This is a genomic window from Pseudomonas sp. p50(2008), assembly GCF_015351605.1.
Classification (GTDB): Bacteria; Pseudomonadota; Gammaproteobacteria; order Pseudomonadales; family Pseudomonadaceae; genus Aquipseudomonas.
In genome coordinates this window covers 398598-416516 of record NZ_JACMYF010000002.1, presented here as the reverse complement: position 1 = coordinate 416516, position 17919 = coordinate 398598, and the positions used below count along the sequence as shown (strand labels likewise).

The window sequence follows — 17919 nt, the reverse complement described above, 5'->3', positions numbered from 1 at the left end:
GTCCGTCACCGCGATCCACGCTAAGACTAGCGCGAGGGCCAAAAAGTGCCGCTGGAACGACGGCTAAATTTTCATCTGCCGGGCGTTTGGCGGCCCAGGCCCGCGTTGGCGAGGCATCGCCGTAGGGTTTGCTGATACACAATACGAACACCCCCTCTTCTTATAGTCGTTTTCCAGCGCCCGGAAGTGCGCTGATCCTTCTGTCCAACTGTAGACGGTTGCCGGGACGATATTGCTCAATCGAAAAATATCGTTGCGCAAATCACGACAACCCCTGATCCGAGTATGGACCGCTCTGAGAGAAAAAAACCTGTCGACCAGCGTCAACGACAGGATTGGCAACCCTGTTATTATCCGCGACAGCTTTCAACGTCACTTTTTTCCAGCCGATACGAGCGAATTCATGAGCACTGACAAGACCAATCAGTCCTGGGGCGGCCGCTTCAGTGAACCCGTCGACGCCTTCGTCGCCCGCTTCACCGCCTCCGTCACCTTCGACCAGCGCCTGTATCGCCACGACATCATGGGCTCGATCGCCCACGCAACCATGCTGGCCAAAGTCGGCGTGCTGACCGATGCCGAGCGCGACAGCATCACCGATGGCCTGAAAACCATTCAGGGTGAAATCGAGGCCGGCCAGTTCGACTGGCGCATCGACCTCGAAGACGTGCACATGAACATCGAAGCGCGCCTGACCGACCGGATCGGCGTGACGGGTAAAAAACTGCACACCGGCCGCAGCCGTAACGACCAGGTCGCTACCGATATCCGCCTGTGGCTGCGGGATGAAATCGACCTGATCCTGGCCGAGATCACTCGCCTGCAGCAAGGTTTGCTGGAACAAGCCGAACGCGAAGCCGGCAGCATCATGCCGGGCTTCACTCACCTGCAAACCGCCCAGCCAGTGACCTTCGGGCACCACATGCTGGCCTGGTTCGAAATGCTCAGCCGCGACTATGAGCGCCTGGTGGACTGCCGCAAACGCACCAACCGCATGCCGCTGGGCAGCGCTGCACTCGCGGGCACCACCTACCCGATCGACCGTGAGTACACGGCTCAGCTGTTGGGCTTCGACGCGGTCGGCGGCAATTCTCTGGACAACGTGTCGGATCGCGACTTCGCCATCGAATTCTGCTCGGCTGCGAGTATCGCGATGATGCACTTGTCGCGATTCTCCGAAGAACTGGTCCTGTGGACCAGCGCCCAGTTCCAGTTCATCGATCTGCCAGACCGCTTCTGCACCGGCAGCTCGATCATGCCGCAAAAGAAAAACCCGGACGTTCCTGAGCTGGTGCGAGGCAAGACTGGCCGCGTATTCGGCGCCCTGATGGGCTTGCTGACCCTGATGAAAGGCCAGCCATTGGCCTACAACAAGGACAACCAGGAAGATAAAGAGCCGCTGTTCGATGCCGCCGACACGTTGCGCGACTCGCTGCGGGCGTTTGCCGACATGATCCCGGCGATCAAACCGAAACACGCCATCATGCGTGAAGCGGCGTTGCGCGGTTTCTCCACCGCGACCGACCTCGCCGACTACCTGGTTCGCCGTGGCCTGCCGTTCCGCGATTGCCACGAAATCGTTGGCCATGCCGTGAAGTACGGCGTGGAAAGCGGGAAAGACCTGGCGGAAATGAGCCTGGAAGAACTGCGCAAGTTCAGCGACCAGATTGACCAGGACGTGTTCGCGGTGCTGACCCTGGAAGGCTCGGTGAATGCCCGTGACCATATCGGCGGTACTGCGCCGGCGCAGGTCAAGAAGGCTGTGGCACGCGGTCAGGCACTACTCGCCAGCCGCTAAAAGCATCGCGGACAAGCTCACTCCCACATTGGATTGATGGTGAACACCTTGAATCCAGTGTGGGAGTGAGCCTGCTCGCGATGGCTGACTTCACAACACGGCAAAACTCATTTCTTGGACGCAACCATCGCCATAAACGCCGGCATCGCCGCTTCCTTGTCTTTCGCGATCCGCTGCACGTTCGGGTTCTGCTCCAAACGCTCCAGCAGCGCTTTCGCCGCCGGCATCTCAGCCAGCAGATCCAGATCAAACAGCTTCTTCGCAACCGCGCAAGCCAGCGGCACGCTGTACAGAAAATACAAATCCGCCACACTCAAGCTTTCCCCTGCGACATAAGGGGCGAACTTGCCATGCCTGCCCAACGAGGCGAATCCCAGCAGTAGCTCAGCCTTGGTCTTCTCCTTGATCGCATCCGGCAGGGGCATGCCAAAAAATGCCTCGCCGTAGGAGGCTCGCCCCGGGAGTTCGATGTACAGCTCGATTTCCTTGGCCAGGGCCAGCACCTGCGCCCGCTCAAAAGGATCGGTCGGTAACAGCGGCACGCCTGCCTGGCTTTGCTCGATGTATTCGAGAATCACACTGGTTTCATTGATGAAACCTTGCTCGACCTCCAGAACAGGTACCTTGCCACGCGGGCTGATCGCCAGCGCTTCGGGGCTGGTGCCCGCATAGAACGGTACTTCTTCAAACGGCAGCCCTTTTTCCAGCAGTGCCAGTTTGACCATGTTGTAGTAGTTGCTGACGGAAAATCCATAAAGCTTGAGCATCACAAAGCCTCCAGGCCGTGCGGGGTTGGCAGTGCCTGTTTTATAGAACGCCGAAGCTGTTTCTGCCAGCAGCATCACGACGCTGAATGCAGGTAAACTGCCCGTCTTAACTTGAGGAGCCTGCCATGAGCGAGCCAACTGATATCGAGATTGACGAAGAAGAGTTCGCCGAGAACACCCTGGTTGAAGCAATCGAAAACCAGATCGAAAGCGACAACCCGCCGGCGGCCAAAGCAACCTTCAACAAACTGACCCTGGTGGGTTACGAGCGTGAAGAAATCCTGAACTTGATGGCCCACGTATTGGCGGTAGAAATCGACGCAATCCTCGAAGAAGACCGCGCGTTCAATACCGAATGGTACGAAGCAGCGTTGCGTGCATTGCCGGAATTGCCGCCAGAAAAGAAGTAAGCCAATCCCCGTGTGGGCGCGGCAAATGCCCGCTCCCACACAGATTGTCACCAATCAAACCTGCCTTCCCCAAGACCCTGACTACACTGGTACGCACCCCGCTGCCGCCCTACCTGCCGGGGAATGCTGCCCCAGGTGAAAAACCCTGTCGCGAGCACTGGACATGCCGCACGAGTGGGATCACCTTAGGGGCGCTGTCGTCCAATTCCTAGAAAGTCTGGAGTCCTTATGTCGTTTACCCCTGAGTTGGTTGCCGAACTGGAAATCCTCGCACTCTTCCCCCTGGACAGCTCCCAGGAAGGTTTGAAAATCCATCAGACCGCTGCCCCGAAAGCCATCGCCGCTGCTCGACGCCTGTATGAAAAAGACCTGATCGACCAACCCGATGGCGGTTATCTGACCAGCCTGGGTCGTGACGCTGCGCAAAATGTGCAAACCGTACTGACGATTTTGAACGTAGAAGAAACTGCCTGATACGCACTGCATCGCCCACGGGAACCCCTGTCACGGGATTTCCGCGGGCCTGTTTCGTACCTGCCCTGTTATTTGCCGTCGCCCTGCGATAAAAATCTGACGCCAGAAATACAAAATCAGCTAAAAAGTCCCGGGACCGAGGCGCTAAACTGCCCCTCATCCTTGAGACCACCTACGTCCGTGCCTCGCGAGCCGGTTTGAGCTGACATGACCCGCAACCATGAAATCCGCCCCGACCTGGACGAAGGAATCGACCGCAAGGTATTGAGCCAGCTGCGCGCCCGTTTTCTGAAGCTCAACGAAGGCCGCATGGCCCGCGCCATGGAAGGTTTGTCGACCCGCCAACAAACCGTGCTGGCACTCCTGCCGCTGTTCTTCCACGTTAATCATCCGCTGCTGCCCGGTTATGTCTCCAGCAGTACACCGGCCGGTTTATCGAACTACGAACCTGAGGCCAATACCCTCGCAGAAGCCCAGCGCCTGACCCGATCGTTTTCCTACAAGCCGCGTCATGGCAGCAACCCGCCGCGACCGATTCACGGCCTGTTCCTGATGGGCAGCCTCGGCACGCTGGCTCAGGCTGATCAGAGCGATATGGACGTCTGGGTCTGCCACGCAACGGATCTCGGCGAGAACGAACTCAACGAGCTGCGCAAAAAATGCCAACTCCTGGAGGTCTGGGCAGCCAGCCAGGGTGCCGAGGCGCACTTCTTTTTAATCGACGCGGCGCGCTTTGTTCGCGGCGAGCGTGACACACAACTCAGCTCCGAGGATTGCGGCACAAGCCAGCACTACCTGTTGCTCGACGAGTTTTACCGCACCGCGATCTGGCTGGCCGGACGTACGCCGATCTGGTGGCTGGTGCCGGTCTACGAAGAAGCGAGTTACGACCGGTATACCCGCACGCTGATGTCGAAGCGATTCATTCGCGCCGATGAAACGTTGGACCTCGGGCACTTGGCCTACATCCCTCCCGGCGAATTCATCGGTGCCGGGCTCTGGCAGCTGTTCAAGGGCATCGAATCGCCCTACAAATCAGTGCTCAAGCTGCTGTTGATCGAGGTCTACGCCAGCGAACACCCCAGGGTTCATTGCCTCAGCCTGCGTTTCAAGCAAGCGGTTTTCGCCAATCAGCTCGACCTGGACGAGCTGGACCCTTATGTCGTGGTCTACCGACGCATCGAGGAATACCTTACAGCCCGTGGCGAGCTGGAACGCCTGGAATTGGTGCGCCGTGCGCTGTATTTGAAGGTCAATCGCAAGCTCACCGGCAGCAGCCGCACCCCGAGCTGGCAGCGTTCCCTGCTCGAACGCCTGGCCCGTGAATGGCAATGGGACGCTCGCCAGCTGGCCTTGCTCGATAGCCGTAGCCAGTGGAAAGTCCGCCAGGTCAGCGCTGAGCGGCGGGCGCTGGTGAGCGAGTTGAATTACAGCTACCGCTTTCTGACCCAATTCGCGCGCACTGAACAAACCGTCAGCCTGATCAACAAGCGTGACCTTAACGTACTGGGACGACGGTTGTACGCAGCGTTTGAGCGCAAGGCGAACAAGGTCGAATTCGTCAACCCGGGCATCGCACCGGACCTGGCCGAAGACACGCTCACCCTGGTGTACGCGGCGAACAAGAAAGAACCAGGACAAACCCAATGGGGCTTGTACAACGGCAGCCTGACTGCCCATGAGTGGGAGCATTTCGCCCCGATCAAGCGCAGCCGCCAATTGCTGGAACTGTTGACCTGGTGTCACCGTAACGGCGTGATCGACAGCAGCACCCGTCTGGCCTTGCATCCGGGCAGCAGCGATATGAGCGAGTTCGAGTTGTTCAACCTGCTTGGCAGCCTTCAACAGAGCATCGCCCTGCCCCTGACCACCGTCGCCGAAGAACCGCTGCTGCGCGCCAGCGTGCCCAGCGAGGTGCTGATTCTGGTCAACGTCGGCGTTGACCCGCTCAAGCACCATCGCGACCTGAACATTCTGATGACCACCGAACGCACCGACTCACTGAGTTACGCCGGTGTCCGGGAAAACCTGGTGTTAACCCTGGACCAGATCACGCTGAACAGCTGGAATGAAGTGCTGGTCAACCGCTTCGATGGCCCCCACGCGCTGCTCGACTGCCTGCGCGATTACCTCAACAACTTGCCGAACGGGCCGCGACAACCGAAGTTGCGCGTACGCTGTTTCTGCCATAACCGCGCGCAGTTCATTGCGCAGCGGGTTGAGGACATCCTCGACACTGCGCAGAACCTGCTGCTGAGCCAGCTCAATCATCGTTACCTGATTCAGGTGCAGCAGCATTACCACGTCATGGAACTGGTGCCCGGCCAGGTCAAGCACATCGCCCTCGCTACGCTACCGGCACTGGTCGACTACCTGGGTGCCGAGCGAACTCGCTACAGCCCGCTGCACCTGGATCCGATGGCGCTGGAAGACCAGGATCTGGCCTTGATTCTGCCGATGGGTCAGCCGGATTGTATCCAGGTGTTTTACCGGGTTCACGACGATCAGGCCGATGTGTACGTGCTGGATGAATTCGATGCCCTGTGGCAACAGCGATTGCCCTATCACGACGACCAAAGCTTGCTGGTGCCGGTGCAACGGTTCTTGCAGGCGATTCTGTATCGACGTGACGCGTTGCAGCCACTGAACACCGTTCAACCGATGGATATCATTTATTACCAATTGCTGCCATCGGGCCCGGTCAGGGCTCGCCGTGTTGAAGCACGACCCGCCCCACAAACCCCCGCCAACAAACCGTTCTACGACGTGCAGGCCATCGTCGGCAAAGCTGCGCCGGGGAAAGTGCACATCACCTTGTATTGCAATCAGCGGGAGTTTTCAGAGCTGGAACATGGCGACCAATTGTTCAAAGTGGTCGCCCGAGAGATTGTCGAGCAGCGACGCGAAACGGAGCGCTATCGCTGCTACATCACCGATCTGGACCTGACGGGCCTGCTCGGTGACGGGCAGAGCTCAAGCAATGTGTATCTGCGCTACAAGTCTGACCTGGAGCGCGCATTGAACGAGGCGCTCGAGCAGTTTTGAACGGTTTTACTCCGGGAAGTCGCCGCCATTGGCAGGCTGAGATTCGACTTCAAGCAGTGTCAGTTTCAGCGTTTTGCCACCAGGCGCTGGCCAATCGATGTGCTGCCCGACCTTGAGGCCGAGCAACGCGCTGCCAACAGGCGCCAGAATGGAGATCTTGCCTTCGTCGGCATTGGCATCCTTGGGATAGACCAACGTCAGGTGATAGTCCTTGCCGCTGCTTTCTTCACGGCAATGGACTTTGGAGTTCATGGTCACGACATCGGCGGGCACATCTTCGTGGCCGACCAGAGTATCGGCGCGATCCAGCTCGGTTTGCAGCGCGATAACGCCCGGCAGCGAGTCATCCAGGCTGTCGATCAGGCGCTCCAGACGTTGTACGTCCAGTCGGGTAAGGGTGATGGAAGGTGCGGTCATGATCAGGGCAGACTCCTTTCTTCTGCACGAAAAAAGCAAAACCCCGCCAGAAAAAGGCGGGGTTTTCACGAACCTCGATGAGTTGAGGTGTATCCGGACACTATCACAGCTCAATAAATATACAAGCCAGGGGCGACCACGGCCCGACGCGGATCATTACGCCAAGGTTTTGCGCTGTGCCGCCTGGGCGCAAATGACACGGCGACGGTCGTCGTCTGCCGAGCGCCATTCGCGAATGTCTTCGACATGGCGAAAACATCCCAGGCAGACCTTTTGCTCGTCCAGCCGACAGACACCGCTGCACGGCGAAGCCACCGCCGGGCTGACATTGCTGTAAAGCGGCTTGGGCGGACGAACAGGGGCGGGTTGGGTCACGATCTCACAAGCCTTCGAAATCAAGTTCGACACCGGCCTGCTGGACCACGATGCGCTCCAGCATTTCGCCTAGCTGCTCTTCGCTCTTGTCGCACATCCAGCGCTCGCTCTCGGCGTCGTAGTCAAAGTGAAAACCACCCGACACGGCCGCCACCCACAACTGACGCAAAGGTTCCTGACGGCTGAAGATCAACTGGCTGCCATTTTCGAACTTCACGGTCAGTACACCGGCCGAACTTTCCAGGTCGATATCCAGGTCGCTCTCGTCGAAAATATCCTCCAGCGTTTGCTGGGTAGCATCGACCAGATCGTGGAAACGGGCTTCGGTCAAACTCATTACGGCAACCTCAAAAAGTGTCTGATCAGGCTCAAGCGCCGCACGATACGGCCGAGCCCCGGTGAATGCAAAGGATAACGCGGAACTTGTGGGAACGAGCCTGTGGCGAGGGGATTTAACGAAACGTCGCACCGCCCCGTTGGGTCGCGAAGCGGCCCTGATTTTCGGGCTCCGGTGTGTATCAGAAAAATCGCACTCACCGGTTTTGCGACTGCTTCGCAGCCGAACGGGGATAAATCCCCTCGCCACAGGCCCGCTCCAACGGGGTTGCGCATAACTGACAGGCACCAAGCACAAGCCCCGCCGGACGGGAGCCCCGTCGCATAGGCAAGCTGACGGGTGGCCGGTATACTCCGGCGCAATTAAAGCATTTTCAAGGATTTCGCCATGAAGCGCCTGATCTCTTCCCTTGCTGCGCTCCTCGCGGTTGCCTGCCTGGTATCGGCCTGCGGTCAAAAAGGCCCGTTGTACCTGCCTGACGATAGCCAGGACCCGGTCGAGCAGGCCAAGTCGTCGCAGCAGCAGCCTGCATCCAAAGCACACAAGCACGACGTCTACTAAGGGAACGCCATGGACGCTTTTAACTACCGTGACGGTGAACTGTTCGCGGAAGGTGTTGCCCTGTCCGCCATCGCCGAGCGCTTTGGCACACCGACCTACGTTTACTCGCGCGCACACATCGAAGCCCAGTACCTGGCTTACGCCGATGCACTGGCCGGCATGCCGCACCTAGTCTGCTTTGCAGTCAAAGCCAACTCCAACCTGGGGGTACTGAATGTCCTGGCGCGCCTCGGCGCCGGTTTTGACATCGTCTCCCGTGGCGAGCTGGAACGTGTGCTGGCCGCTGGCGGCAGCGCTGACAAGATCGTGTTTTCCGGCGTCGGCAAGACCCGTGACGACATGCGTCGCGCCCTGGAAGTCGGCGTGCATTGCTTCAACGTCGAATCCACCGACGAACTGGAACGCCTTCAGGTCGTGGCCGCCGAGCTGGGCGTTCGCGCGCCGATCTCGCTGCGCGTCAACCCGGACGTCGATGCCGGCACTCACCCGTACATCTCTACCGGTCTTAAAGAAAACAAGTTCGGCATCGCCATCGCCGACGCCGAAGACGTGTACATCCGCGCCGCGCAACTGCCTAACCTGGAAGTGGTCGGCGTCGATTGCCACATCGGTTCGCAACTGACCACCCTGCCGCCGTTCATCGATGCACTCGACCGCCTGCTGGGCCTGGTCGACCGTCTCGGCGATTGCGGCATCTACCTGCGCCACATCGACCTCGGTGGTGGACTGGGCGTGCGTTATCGCGATGAAGAGCCGCCATTGGCTGCCGACTACATCAAAGCCGTGCGCGAGCGTCTTGACGGTCGTGACCTGGCGCTGGTGTTCGAGCCGGGCCGCTTCATCGTCGCCAACGCCGGCGTGCTGCTGACCCAGGTCGAGTACCTCAAGCACACCGAACACAAAGACTTCGCCATCGTCGATGCGGCCATGAACGACCTGATCCGCCCGGCGCTGTATCAGGCCTGGATGGACGTCACCGCCGTGCGCCCTCGCGACTCCGCTGCGCGTGCCTACGACATCGTTGGCCCGATCTGCGAGACCGGCGATTTCCTGGCCAAGGACCGTCAGCTTGCGCTGGAGGAAGGCGATCTGCTGGCTGTGCATTCGGCCGGCGCCTATGGGTTTGTCATGAGTTCCAACTACAACACTCGCGGCCGCGCCGCAGAAGTGCTGGTGGACGGTGATCAGGCATTCGAAGTGCGTCGCCGTGAGACGGTAGCCGAGTTGTTTGCTGGCGAAAGCCTGCTGCCGGAGTAAAACCATGCTGCTGCGTTTTACCAAGATGCACGGCTTGGGTAATGACTTCATGGTCCTCGACCTGGTCAGCCAGCACGCGCACATCCTGCCCAAGCATGCCAAGCAATGGGGCGATCGGCACACCGGTATCGGTTTTGACCAATTGCTGATTGTCGAAGCACCGAGCAATCCGGATGTGGATTTCCGTTATCGGATCTTCAATTCAGACGGCTCCGAAGTGGAACAGTGCGGCAACGGCGCGCGCTGTTTCGCCCGCTTCGTACTCGACAAGCGCCTGACCGCGAAACGGCAGATCCGCGTCGAGACCAAAAGCGGCATCATCGAACTGGATATCCGCAGCGACGGCCAGATTGGTGTGAACATGGGTGCGCCACGCCTGGTGCCGGCCGACATCCCGTTCGATGCGCCAGAACAGGCCGTGAGCTACCAGATCGATGTCGATGGCACGCCGGTCGAACTGGCCGCCGTGTCCATGGGTAACCCCCATGCGGTGCTGCGGGTCAGCGACATCAACAATGCGCCGGTGCATGAGCTGGGACCGAAAATCGAACACCACCCGCGCTTCCCGGCACGGGTCAATGTCGGTTTTCTCCAGGTCATCGACCGCAACCGCGCACAACTGCGTGTCTGGGAACGTGGCGCCGGGGAAACCCAGGCTTGCGGAACCGGCGCGTGTGCGGCCGCAGTGGCCGCGATCAGCCAGGGGTGGATGGATTCGCCGCTATTGATCGACCTGCCCGGCGGGCGTCTGTCCATTGAATGGGCAGGCCCTGGCCAACCGGTGATGATGACCGGCCCGGCAGTTCGTGTTTATGAAGGACAAGTACGTCTTTGAGTGAGTCAAACCCATGACCGACAAACCCCAGGTTCCCGCCCTACAGCCCGACGAATCCCCTTCCGAAAGCCTTGAGGCGGCGGCGATTGCCGCGTACCTGGAGGCTCATCCGGACTTTTTTGTCGCGCACGAAGAACTGCTACCGTCCTTGCGCATTCCGCATCAGCGAGGGGACACCATCTCGCTGGTCGAACGCCAGATGACCATCCTGCGCGACCGCAACATCGAGTTGCGTCACCGCCTCTCGCATTTGATGGACGTCGCCCGCGACAACGATCGCCTCTTCGACAAGACCCGCCGCCTGATACTCGCGCTGATGGACGCCAACAGCCTTGAAGACGTGGTGATCAGCGTCGAAGACAGCTTGCGCCAGGACTTCCAGGTGCCCTTTGTCAGCCTGATCCTGCTCGGTGACAACCCGATGCCGGTCGGCCGCTGGGTCACTCATGCCGACGCGCAGACAGCCATTGGCGGCCTGCTCTCGGAAGACAAAAGTGTCAGCGGCAGCCTGCGCGAGCATGAGCTGGACTTCCTGTTCGGTGAAGAACAGCGCAAGCAGATCGGCTCCACCGCCGTCGTCGCCATCAGCTATCAAGGCATCCACGGTGTGCTCGCGATTGCCAGCCGCGACCCACAGCACTACAAGAGCTCCGTGGGTACGCTGTTCCTGAGCTACATCGCTGAAGTCATGGGTCGCGTGCTGCCACGGGTCAACAACTCCCTGCGCTCGGTACGTTAACCATGGAACGGCAACTGGACGCTTACTGCGAACACCTGCGCAGTGAGCGGCAGGTGTCGCCTCACACGCTGTATGCCTATCGCCGCGACCTCGACAAGGTTCTGGGCTGGTGCATCAAACAGAACATCGGCAGCTGGGCGGCCCTGGACATCCAGCGCCTGCGCGGCTTGATCGCTCGTTTGCACGCTCAGGGCCAATCGTCCCGCAGCCTGGCGCGACTGCTGTCCGCAGTGCGCGGGCTGTACCATTATCTGAATCGCGAAGGCTTGTGCGACCACGATCCGGCCAACGGCCTGGCACCGCCCAAGGGTGAACGCCGTCTGCCCAAAACCCTCGATACTGACCGCGCGCTACAGCTGCTTGAAGGCGCGGTGGAGGATGATTTCCTGGCGCGTCGGGATCAGGCCATTCTGGAGCTGTTCTATTCTTCCGGGCTGCGACTTTCGGAGCTGACCGGCCTCAATCTCGATCAGCTGGACCTCGCTGACGGCATGGTTCAGGTCCTGGGCAAGGGCAGCAAGACGCGATTGTTGCCAGTGGGTAAAAAAGCCCGCGAAGCCTTGGAGCTGTGGCTCCCGTTGCGGGCCATGACCAACCCGGCGGACGATGCGGTGTTTGTCAGCCAGCAAGGTCGGCGCCTGGGTCCGCGCGCGATTCAGGTACGGGTCAAGGCCGCCGGTGAACGCGAGCTGGGGCAGAACCTGCACCCACACATGCTTCGACATTCCTTTGCCAGCCACTTGCTGGAGTCCTCCCAGGACTTGCGCGCGGTGCAGGAATTGCTCGGCCATTCGGACATCAAGACGACGCAGATCTACACCCACCTGGACTTCCAGCACCTGGCGACGGTCTACGACAGTGCCCATCCACGGGCCAAACGCATTAAGGGCGATGATTCATGACTCTCCAACTGATCACCTTCGACCTCGACGACACGCTCTGGGACACCGCCCCGGTGATCATCAGCGCTGAAGCGATACTGCGCACCTGGCTCACCGATCATGCGCCCAACCTGGGCGCGGTGCCGGTGGAACATCTGTGGGCCATTCGCGAACGCATCCTGAGCATCGAGCCAAACCTCAAGCACCGCATCAGTGCCCTGCGTCGACGCGTGTTGTTCCAGGCGCTGGAAGAAGCCGGCTACCCTCACGCAGAGGCGTCTGAACTGGCCGATCAGAGTTTTGAAGTGTTCCTGCATGCCCGGCACCAGCTGGAAATCTTCCCTGAGGTGCAACCCACCCTGGAACTGCTGGCCAACCATTACGCTCTCGGCGTGGTCACCAATGGCAACGCTGACGTGCGTCGTTTAGGGCTGGCGGACTACTTCAAGTTCGCGTTGTGCGCCGAAGACATCGGCATCGCCAAACCCGATGCCCGGTTATTTCATGAAGCCTTGCAGCGCGGTGGCGCCACGGCTGAGACGGCGGTGCACATCGGTGATCATCCGGGTGATGACATCGCGGGGGCACAGCGGGCTGGCTTGCGGGCGATCTGGTTTAATCCGGCGGGTAAAATCTGGGAGGCCGATCACTCGCCTGATGCCGAAATTCGCAGCCTGACCGAATTGCCGGCGTTGCTGGCTCGCTGGAACTCCCGACACCCGTCCTGATATCACCGATATCCCCTTGTAGGAGTGAGCCTGCTCGCGATTGCGGTGTGACATTCAGCATTTATGTTGCCTGACACACCGCAATCGCGAGCAGGCTCACTCCTACAGGGGATCTTTGTTTAACCCATGAAAAAGCCCGCAGCGACGGCGGGCTTTTTCAGCAAGCAAGGGCAGACGCTTAGATAGGCCGGCTGCCGTACTTGTTATCAGGCTTCTTGGGAGGATCGGCGACCACATTGGCCTCCACTTCCTGCACCTTGCCGCCCTTGGCCAGGAACTCTTCCATTGCCCGCGCAAGCGCATCGCGCTCTTTATTCTTCGCTTCGACGCTCGGCAGCTCATCGACCGAAACCGCAGCCTTGGCTTTGCCTTTGGCGGTCGGAACGGGCGTTTCACCGCCATCGTCTTCAGCGACGTCTTCCGCCGCTGCTTCCAGACCTTCTTCGGTTTCGTCGTCGTCGCCTACTTCGAGGTCGTCGTTTTCCAGATCATCGTCGCTCATGTTCTACCTCATGACTTGCGAAAAGCAGATTAGTTATAGCCCAGCTTCACCGTCTGTCGACGGCTGCCAGAAAAAATTCCACCGCCATTGGTGACCAACGGCTTATGCCCCTTCACCGTGCAAGGTGGCAAGGACTTTACGGGCACCGCCATGATCACGGTGCTCGCCCAGATAAACGCCTTGCCAGGTGCCCAACGCCAGTCGGCCTGCCGAAATCGGCAAACTGAGCTGACAGCCAAGTACGCTGGCCTTGAAGTGCGCCGGGAGGTCGTCCAGGCCTTCGTCGTTATGCTCATAGCCGTCTGTTCCTTGTGGGATCAGACGATTGAAAAATCGTTCGAAGTCGCGACGTACCGCCGGATCGGCGTTCTCGTTGATGGTCAACGACGCCGAGGTATGCTGCAGCCACAAGTGCAACAGACCGACCCGACATGCCTTGAGTTCAGGCAAGCCGGCGAGTAACTCGTCCGTTACCAGATGAAAGCCTCGGGGCCTTGCCCGCAAGGTAATCAGAGTCTGTTGCCACATACAGTTCTCCGCACGTTCGGGGCGCATTCTAGCGCGCTCTGGGAAAAAACAAAGGCCCTAATATTCCTTCAACGTTGTAAGCGATTGGCCGTACAAAATTGCCTGTTGAAAAGGTGTCGAAAGCTGACAGAAAAAACCTTTCAGCCTCACCTTCAATGACAAATCCCGGACAAAAAAATGCCCGGCGAACCGGGCATTTTTTTGCGCGTACTTACAAGTTGTAGCCGCGTTCGTTGTGAAGTGCCAGATCGAGACCGACCGCTTCCTCTTCCTCGGTCACGCGCAGACCCATGACGGCATCCAGGACCTTGAGGATGATGAAGGTGACGATCGCGGTGTAGATCACCGTGAAGCCGACGCCTTTGCACTGAATCCAGACTTGTGCGGCAATGTCGGTCACAGTGCCGAAACCACCCAGGGACGGTGCGGCAAACACACCGGTCAGGATCGCGCCGAGGATACCGCCGATGCCGTGTACGCCAAATGCGTCCAGGGAATCGTCATAACCGAGTTTGCGTTTCAGCGTGGTCGCGCAGAAGAAGCACACGACGCCCGCTGCCAGACCAATCACCAGTGCACCCATCGGGCCCACGGTGCCAGCGGCAGGGGTAATTGCAACCAGACCGGCCACAACACCCGATGCAATACCCAGAGCACTTGGTTTGCCGTGAGTAATCCACTCAGCGAACATCCAGCCCAATGCAGCGGCAGCGGTTGCGATCTGGGTGACCAGCATCGCCATACCTGCAGTGCCGTTTGCTGCAGCAGCAGAGCCGGCGTTGAAACCGAACCAGCCTACCCACAGCATTGCAGCACCCATCAGCGTGTAACCGAGGTTGTGCGGAGCCATTGGCGTGGTCGGGAAGCCTTTGCGCTTGCCCAGTACCAGGCAGCAAATCAGACCAGCCACACCGGCGTTGATGTGCACAACGGTGCCGCCAGCGAAGTCCAGCACGCCCCAGTCCCACATCAGGCCACCGTTACCGGACCAGACCATGTGCGCGATCGGCGCATAAACCAGGGTGAACCAGATGCCCATGAAGATCAGCATGGCGGAGAACTTCATCCGCTCGGCGAAAGCACCGACGATCAACGCAGGGGTAATGATGGCGAAGGTCATCTGGAAGGTGATGAACACCGCCTCAGGAAACAGTGCCGCAGGACCGGTCAGGCTCGATGGCGTGACACCGGCGAGGAACGCCTTGCCCATGCCGCCAAAGAACGAGTTGAAGTTGACGACGCCCTGCTCCATGCCGGTAGTGTCGAACGCAATGCTGTAGCCATAAATGACCCACAGAATGCTGATCAGACCGGTAATGGCGAAGCACTGCATCATCACGGAAAGAATGTTTTTGGACCGAACCATGCCACCGTAGAACAGCGCGAGGCCGGGAATGGTCATGAACAGCACGAGGGCTGTCGAGGTCAACATCCAGGCGGTGTCGCCGGAGTTGAGGACTGGGGCCGCCACTTCGTCTGCCGCCATAGCCAGGCTGGGCATTACGAGGGACAACAGGGCTCCTAGCCCTGCGAATTTACGCAGAGTCATATTGTTTTCTCCTGGGGCGTTGGGTTTGTGGCGGCTTTTTTAGATTGCGTCGGTATCGGTTTCGCCGGTACGGATGCGAATCGCCTGTTCCAGATTAACCACGAAGATCTTGCCGTCACCGATCTTGCCGGTGTTGGCTGCCTTGGTTATCGCTTCGATAACCCGATCAAGATCCTTGTCGTCAATGGCGACGTCGATCTTCACCTTTGGCAGGAAATCGACCACGTATTCCGCGCCGCGATACAGCTCGGTGTGACCCTTCTGCCGACCGAAGCCTTTGACTTCAGTAACGGTAATGCCCTGCACGCCGATCTCGGACAGCGACTCGCGCACGTCGTCCAGTTTGAACGGCTTGATGATGGCAGTGACTAGCTTCATGAAAACTCTCTCCCGAATTGGTGGACTTGCCCCAGGAAAACAAACCCGACTCAAGTCTAAGCGCAGTGCCTGGCTTTGTAACGCATCGTCGGCCTTACCTGCCCGTCCGACGCCAGTTAACCGCTCCTGACGAAACACTTCCCCGTTCCGCTCGGCGCACTGCATTCGTCACAGCGACTGCATCAGTGCATGGGTCACTAGGCACTAAGCAGAAAGCTTGCCATCTCCACAAAAACCACTGAATTCAATCCATTGGCCTCGACGACCGACCACTTCACCCGAATGGCCCGCTGTATACGCACAACAACGGTGCGCTGCCGTCCGTCCGCATGCGCGAAAAGCGTGCATCCCTGCCATCGAGATTGACTATAGACACTGCGTGATACACTGCCCGCCATTGTTTCCAGGACCTTTCCCATGCTCGCGCCTAAAGACTTCCTCGACGCCCTGACAGGCACCGCCTCCCGCCTCTTCAGCGGCGACACCCCGCTGCCGAAAAGCGAAATCGAAAGCCAGTTCAAGGCGTTGTTGCAGAGCGGCTTCAGCAAGCTGGACCTGGTGAGCCGGGAAGAGTTTGATAGTCAGATGGTCGTACTCGCACGCACCCGTGCACGGCTGGAAAGCCTTGAGGCGAAAGTCGCCGAGATGGAAGCGAAGCTAACCCCGCCAGCCGAATAAACGCTTCAAACCCTGTGGGAGCGGGCTTGCCCGCGATTGAAGGTCAGCACGACCTGTAGGAGCTGCCGCAGGCTGCGATCTTTTGATCTTGAAGCCTGCAAACATCCCGGCAACGTCCTACAAAATTCTCATCCGCCGTCCGATTGCGCCGCACAACTCCGGTTCCTAAGCTCACCCACTGCTGAATGTTCAGCACTGGGTTTGGCGACCTGGAAGTTTAAGGAGCGCGACGACCATCGACTCGAGTCATGGCGGTTGTGCGTGGGAGACCTTCGGGTCTGCCGGGTTCCTTTTGCTCCGGCTCGCCAACCCGCGCACAACTGCCACCCAATTGTTTGGCGACAATTACTGGCAGCCCTTTAGGCAAAAGGAGCTGTATCAATGAATTGCAATGACGATTATCTAACCCCGCACGTCTTCACCCGCCACAAACTCCACCTCCACGCCCTTCTACTCGAAAACCAACCCTGGTTCAGCGCCCGCGACTTGGGCCGCCTCATCCGCCTCTACATCGACGAGCGCACCCTTCGAAAACTCGACCCGGACCAACACCAATCCGCTCGAACGCTCATCCACGGCAGCCTGGAAAACACCCTGCTGATCAGCGAATCCGGCGTCTACGCACTGCTCGTCTACCACTACTGCCCCGAATACCGAAGCCTGCGCGAATGGCTCACCCACGACGTGGTGCCAGCACTCCGAGACGCAGAGCAACCGACCTCAACAGAACGCCCGCAACTAAGCCTGATCAATTGGCCGGGGATGTCATTGAGCCTGCTGCACTGGAACAACCAGCCGTGGATTCGATTACAAGACGTGCCGCACGTACTGCCTGATCGCACGGCACCAAGGCCGGCACTCCTTACGCCGTGGTGGAAGCGAGCTTCGCGGGCGCTGCAATCGTTTTGACACTCACTTTCAACGACTACGTTTTCCCGTAAAAGACGTAGTCCTTTTCCATAACCAAACCCAAGTTCACCCGCCACGCTCTGACGCCCTTCATTGATCTCGGCACGGTCCTACATTAGCCAACTCCTGCAACTGATTACGTGACCATACCTACGTCCGCTACCTTTTTTGGCTCGACCTTAATAGTACAAACGCGATGAGAAGAAAGGGAAAAGGCACAGAACTCCGCAATCAGATATTCAAGTCTGATGCTCGGTTGCGTTGAGATCGAGGTGCAAGAACCCGACCCGGGTGCCATCTCCTATTATCAAAAACTTGGAATCATTTTTGACAAGACCAACCGCCTTGTCATTTCTATAGACGACCAATAAGATCAATCTACTCATCCAGGCATGCGAGATGTCTATGAAACGTAAAAAGCAAAAAGCGAAGCCGCTAATGATTGCTGACTATCATGCCGAGGCGCTCCGTTTGGCCGGGAGCGTTTCTACCAGCCAACATCGCTTTTTCAAAGTAGCAGCAATGTATGGCAAAGAGCTTGAACCTGATGGCTTGCTGGCAGGTGCACGAGCCTGACCGTGATACCTAAATAAACCGCCGAGAGGCGGTTTTTTTTCGGATCCACATAGCTCACCAACAATCGCAACATCCTGCGAAAGTTTGACGCCTGCGCCAACAGGCTAAACCATCTACTCGCGACTACCCTTGAAAAGCCGCAGGAAGCGGTCCTCTGTCAGCTCAAGGAACGACC

Annotated in this window: 21 protein-coding genes; 13 read left to right on the top strand and 8 right to left on the bottom strand. The window is 58.8% G+C overall.

Features of this window, described 5'->3' with window-relative positions; all coding sequences use genetic code 11:
• The first annotated feature begins 403 nt into the window (after positions 1-403).
• Positions 404-1798, top strand: coding sequence for an argininosuccinate lyase (gene argH, locus H7698_RS06950; RefSeq protein ID WP_194690953.1), 1395 nt, complete (start codon positions 404-406; stop codon positions 1796-1798).
• Between the two features lie 107 nt (positions 1799-1905).
• On the opposite strand, the gene H7698_RS06945 is transcribed toward argH, so the two are convergent.
• Positions 1906-2565 (bottom strand): glutathione S-transferase family protein, encoded by a 660-nt coding sequence (locus H7698_RS06945; RefSeq protein ID WP_194690952.1) that lies wholly within the window; start codon positions 2563-2565, stop codon positions 1906-1908.
• A gap of 125 nt (positions 2566-2690) precedes the next feature.
• Between H7698_RS06945 and H7698_RS06940 the strand changes: the two genes are divergently transcribed.
• The 3 genes from H7698_RS06940 (at position 2691) to H7698_RS06930 (ending at position 6494) form a co-directional block, all read left to right on the top strand.
• On the top strand, positions 2691-2975 hold the full coding sequence (locus H7698_RS06940; protein ID WP_008150274.1) for a hypothetical protein: 285 nt from the start codon (positions 2691-2693) through the stop codon (positions 2973-2975).
• Positions 2976-3203: 228 nt separating this feature from the next.
• A complete protein-coding gene (locus H7698_RS06935) occupies positions 3204-3449 on the top strand; it encodes a TIGR02647 family protein (protein WP_162436692.1) in 246 nt (81 codons plus the stop codon).
• A 207-nt stretch (positions 3450-3656) separates the two neighbouring features.
• Positions 3657-6494, top strand: coding sequence for a class I adenylate cyclase (locus tag H7698_RS06930; protein WP_194690951.1), 2838 nt, complete (start codon positions 3657-3659; stop codon positions 6492-6494).
• Between the two features lie 6 nt (positions 6495-6500).
• On the opposite strand, the gene rnk is transcribed toward H7698_RS06930, so the two are convergent.
• The 3 genes from rnk to cyaY form a co-directional block, all read right to left on the bottom strand.
• Positions 6501-6911 carry a nucleoside diphosphate kinase regulator gene (gene rnk, locus H7698_RS06925; protein WP_162436690.1) on the bottom strand — a complete coding sequence of 137 codons (411 nt, stop codon included), beginning with the start codon at positions 6909-6911 and terminating at the stop codon, positions 6501-6503.
• A gap of 156 nt (positions 6912-7067) precedes the next feature.
• Positions 7068-7286, bottom strand: a complete 219-nt coding sequence (locus H7698_RS06920) for a DUF1289 domain-containing protein (RefSeq protein ID WP_194690950.1) — start codon at positions 7284-7286, stop codon at positions 7068-7070.
• Positions 7287-7290: 4 nt separating this feature from the next.
• Positions 7291-7623: an iron donor protein CyaY gene (gene cyaY / locus H7698_RS06915; protein ID WP_194690949.1), complete on the bottom strand. Its 333-nt coding sequence runs from the start codon at positions 7621-7623 to the stop codon at positions 7291-7293.
• Between the two features lie 387 nt (positions 7624-8010).
• Between cyaY and lptM the strand changes: the two genes are divergently transcribed.
• The 6 genes from lptM to H7698_RS06885 are packed head-to-tail and all read left to right on the top strand — an operon-like array spanning position 8011 to position 12624.
• Positions 8011-8184: an LPS translocon maturation chaperone LptM gene (gene lptM / locus H7698_RS06910; protein ID WP_162436687.1), complete on the top strand. Its 174-nt coding sequence runs from the start codon at positions 8011-8013 to the stop codon at positions 8182-8184.
• 9 nt (positions 8185-8193) lie between these two features.
• Complete coding sequence (gene lysA, locus H7698_RS06905; RefSeq protein ID WP_052964521.1) at positions 8194-9441, top strand: diaminopimelate decarboxylase; 1248 nt, start codon at positions 8194-8196, stop codon at positions 9439-9441.
• A gap of 4 nt (positions 9442-9445) precedes the next feature.
• Positions 9446-10276 carry a diaminopimelate epimerase gene (gene dapF / locus H7698_RS06900; protein WP_194690948.1) on the top strand — a complete coding sequence of 277 codons (831 nt, stop codon included), beginning with the start codon at positions 9446-9448 and terminating at the stop codon, positions 10274-10276.
• A gap of 13 nt (positions 10277-10289) precedes the next feature.
• A complete protein-coding gene (locus H7698_RS06895; RefSeq protein WP_162436685.1) occupies positions 10290-11015 on the top strand; it encodes a DUF484 family protein in 726 nt (241 codons plus the stop codon).
• Between the two features lie 2 nt (positions 11016-11017).
• Positions 11018-11917: a tyrosine recombinase XerC gene (gene xerC, locus H7698_RS06890; RefSeq protein WP_194690947.1), complete on the top strand. Its 900-nt coding sequence runs from the start codon at positions 11018-11020 to the stop codon at positions 11915-11917.
• Positions 11914-12624, top strand: a complete 711-nt coding sequence (locus tag H7698_RS06885) for an HAD family hydrolase (RefSeq protein WP_194690946.1) — start codon at positions 11914-11916, stop codon at positions 12622-12624. Before xerC ends, H7698_RS06885 begins: the two co-directional genes overlap by 4 nt.
• 178 nt (positions 12625-12802) lie before the next feature.
• Here the strand turns inward: H7698_RS06885 and sutA are convergent, their stop codons facing one another.
• The 4 genes from sutA to glnK all read right to left on the bottom strand — a co-directional run bounded on the left by sutA (position 12803) and on the right by glnK (position 15581).
• Complete coding sequence (sutA, locus tag H7698_RS06880; RefSeq protein WP_094470027.1) at positions 12803-13126, bottom strand: transcriptional regulator SutA; 324 nt, start codon at positions 13124-13126, stop codon at positions 12803-12805.
• Between the two features lie 102 nt (positions 13127-13228).
• Complete coding sequence (locus H7698_RS06875; RefSeq protein WP_046818495.1) at positions 13229-13654, bottom strand: secondary thiamine-phosphate synthase enzyme YjbQ; 426 nt, start codon at positions 13652-13654, stop codon at positions 13229-13231.
• A gap of 211 nt (positions 13655-13865) precedes the next feature.
• Positions 13866-15203 (bottom strand): ammonium transporter, encoded by a 1338-nt coding sequence (locus H7698_RS06870; protein WP_162436682.1) that lies wholly within the window; start codon positions 15201-15203, stop codon positions 13866-13868.
• A gap of 39 nt (positions 15204-15242) precedes the next feature.
• On the bottom strand, positions 15243-15581 hold the full coding sequence (gene glnK / locus H7698_RS06865; protein ID WP_002555808.1) for a P-II family nitrogen regulator: 339 nt from the start codon (positions 15579-15581) through the stop codon (positions 15243-15245).
• A gap of 417 nt (positions 15582-15998) precedes the next feature.
• On the opposite strand from glnK, the gene H7698_RS06860 reads away from it, so the two are divergent.
• From H7698_RS06860 to H7698_RS06850, 3 genes are all read left to right on the top strand, one after another.
• Complete coding sequence (locus tag H7698_RS06860) at positions 15999-16259, top strand: accessory factor UbiK family protein (RefSeq protein ID WP_194690945.1); 261 nt, start codon at positions 15999-16001, stop codon at positions 16257-16259.
• A 381-nt stretch (positions 16260-16640) separates the two neighbouring features.
• Positions 16641-17168, top strand: coding sequence for a BRO-N domain-containing protein (locus tag H7698_RS06855; protein ID WP_194690944.1), 528 nt, complete (start codon positions 16641-16643; stop codon positions 17166-17168).
• Between the two features lie 405 nt (positions 17169-17573).
• Positions 17574-17744: a hypothetical protein gene (locus H7698_RS06850; protein WP_194690943.1), complete on the top strand. Its 171-nt coding sequence runs from the start codon at positions 17574-17576 to the stop codon at positions 17742-17744.
• Positions 17745-17919 lie beyond the last annotated feature (175 nt).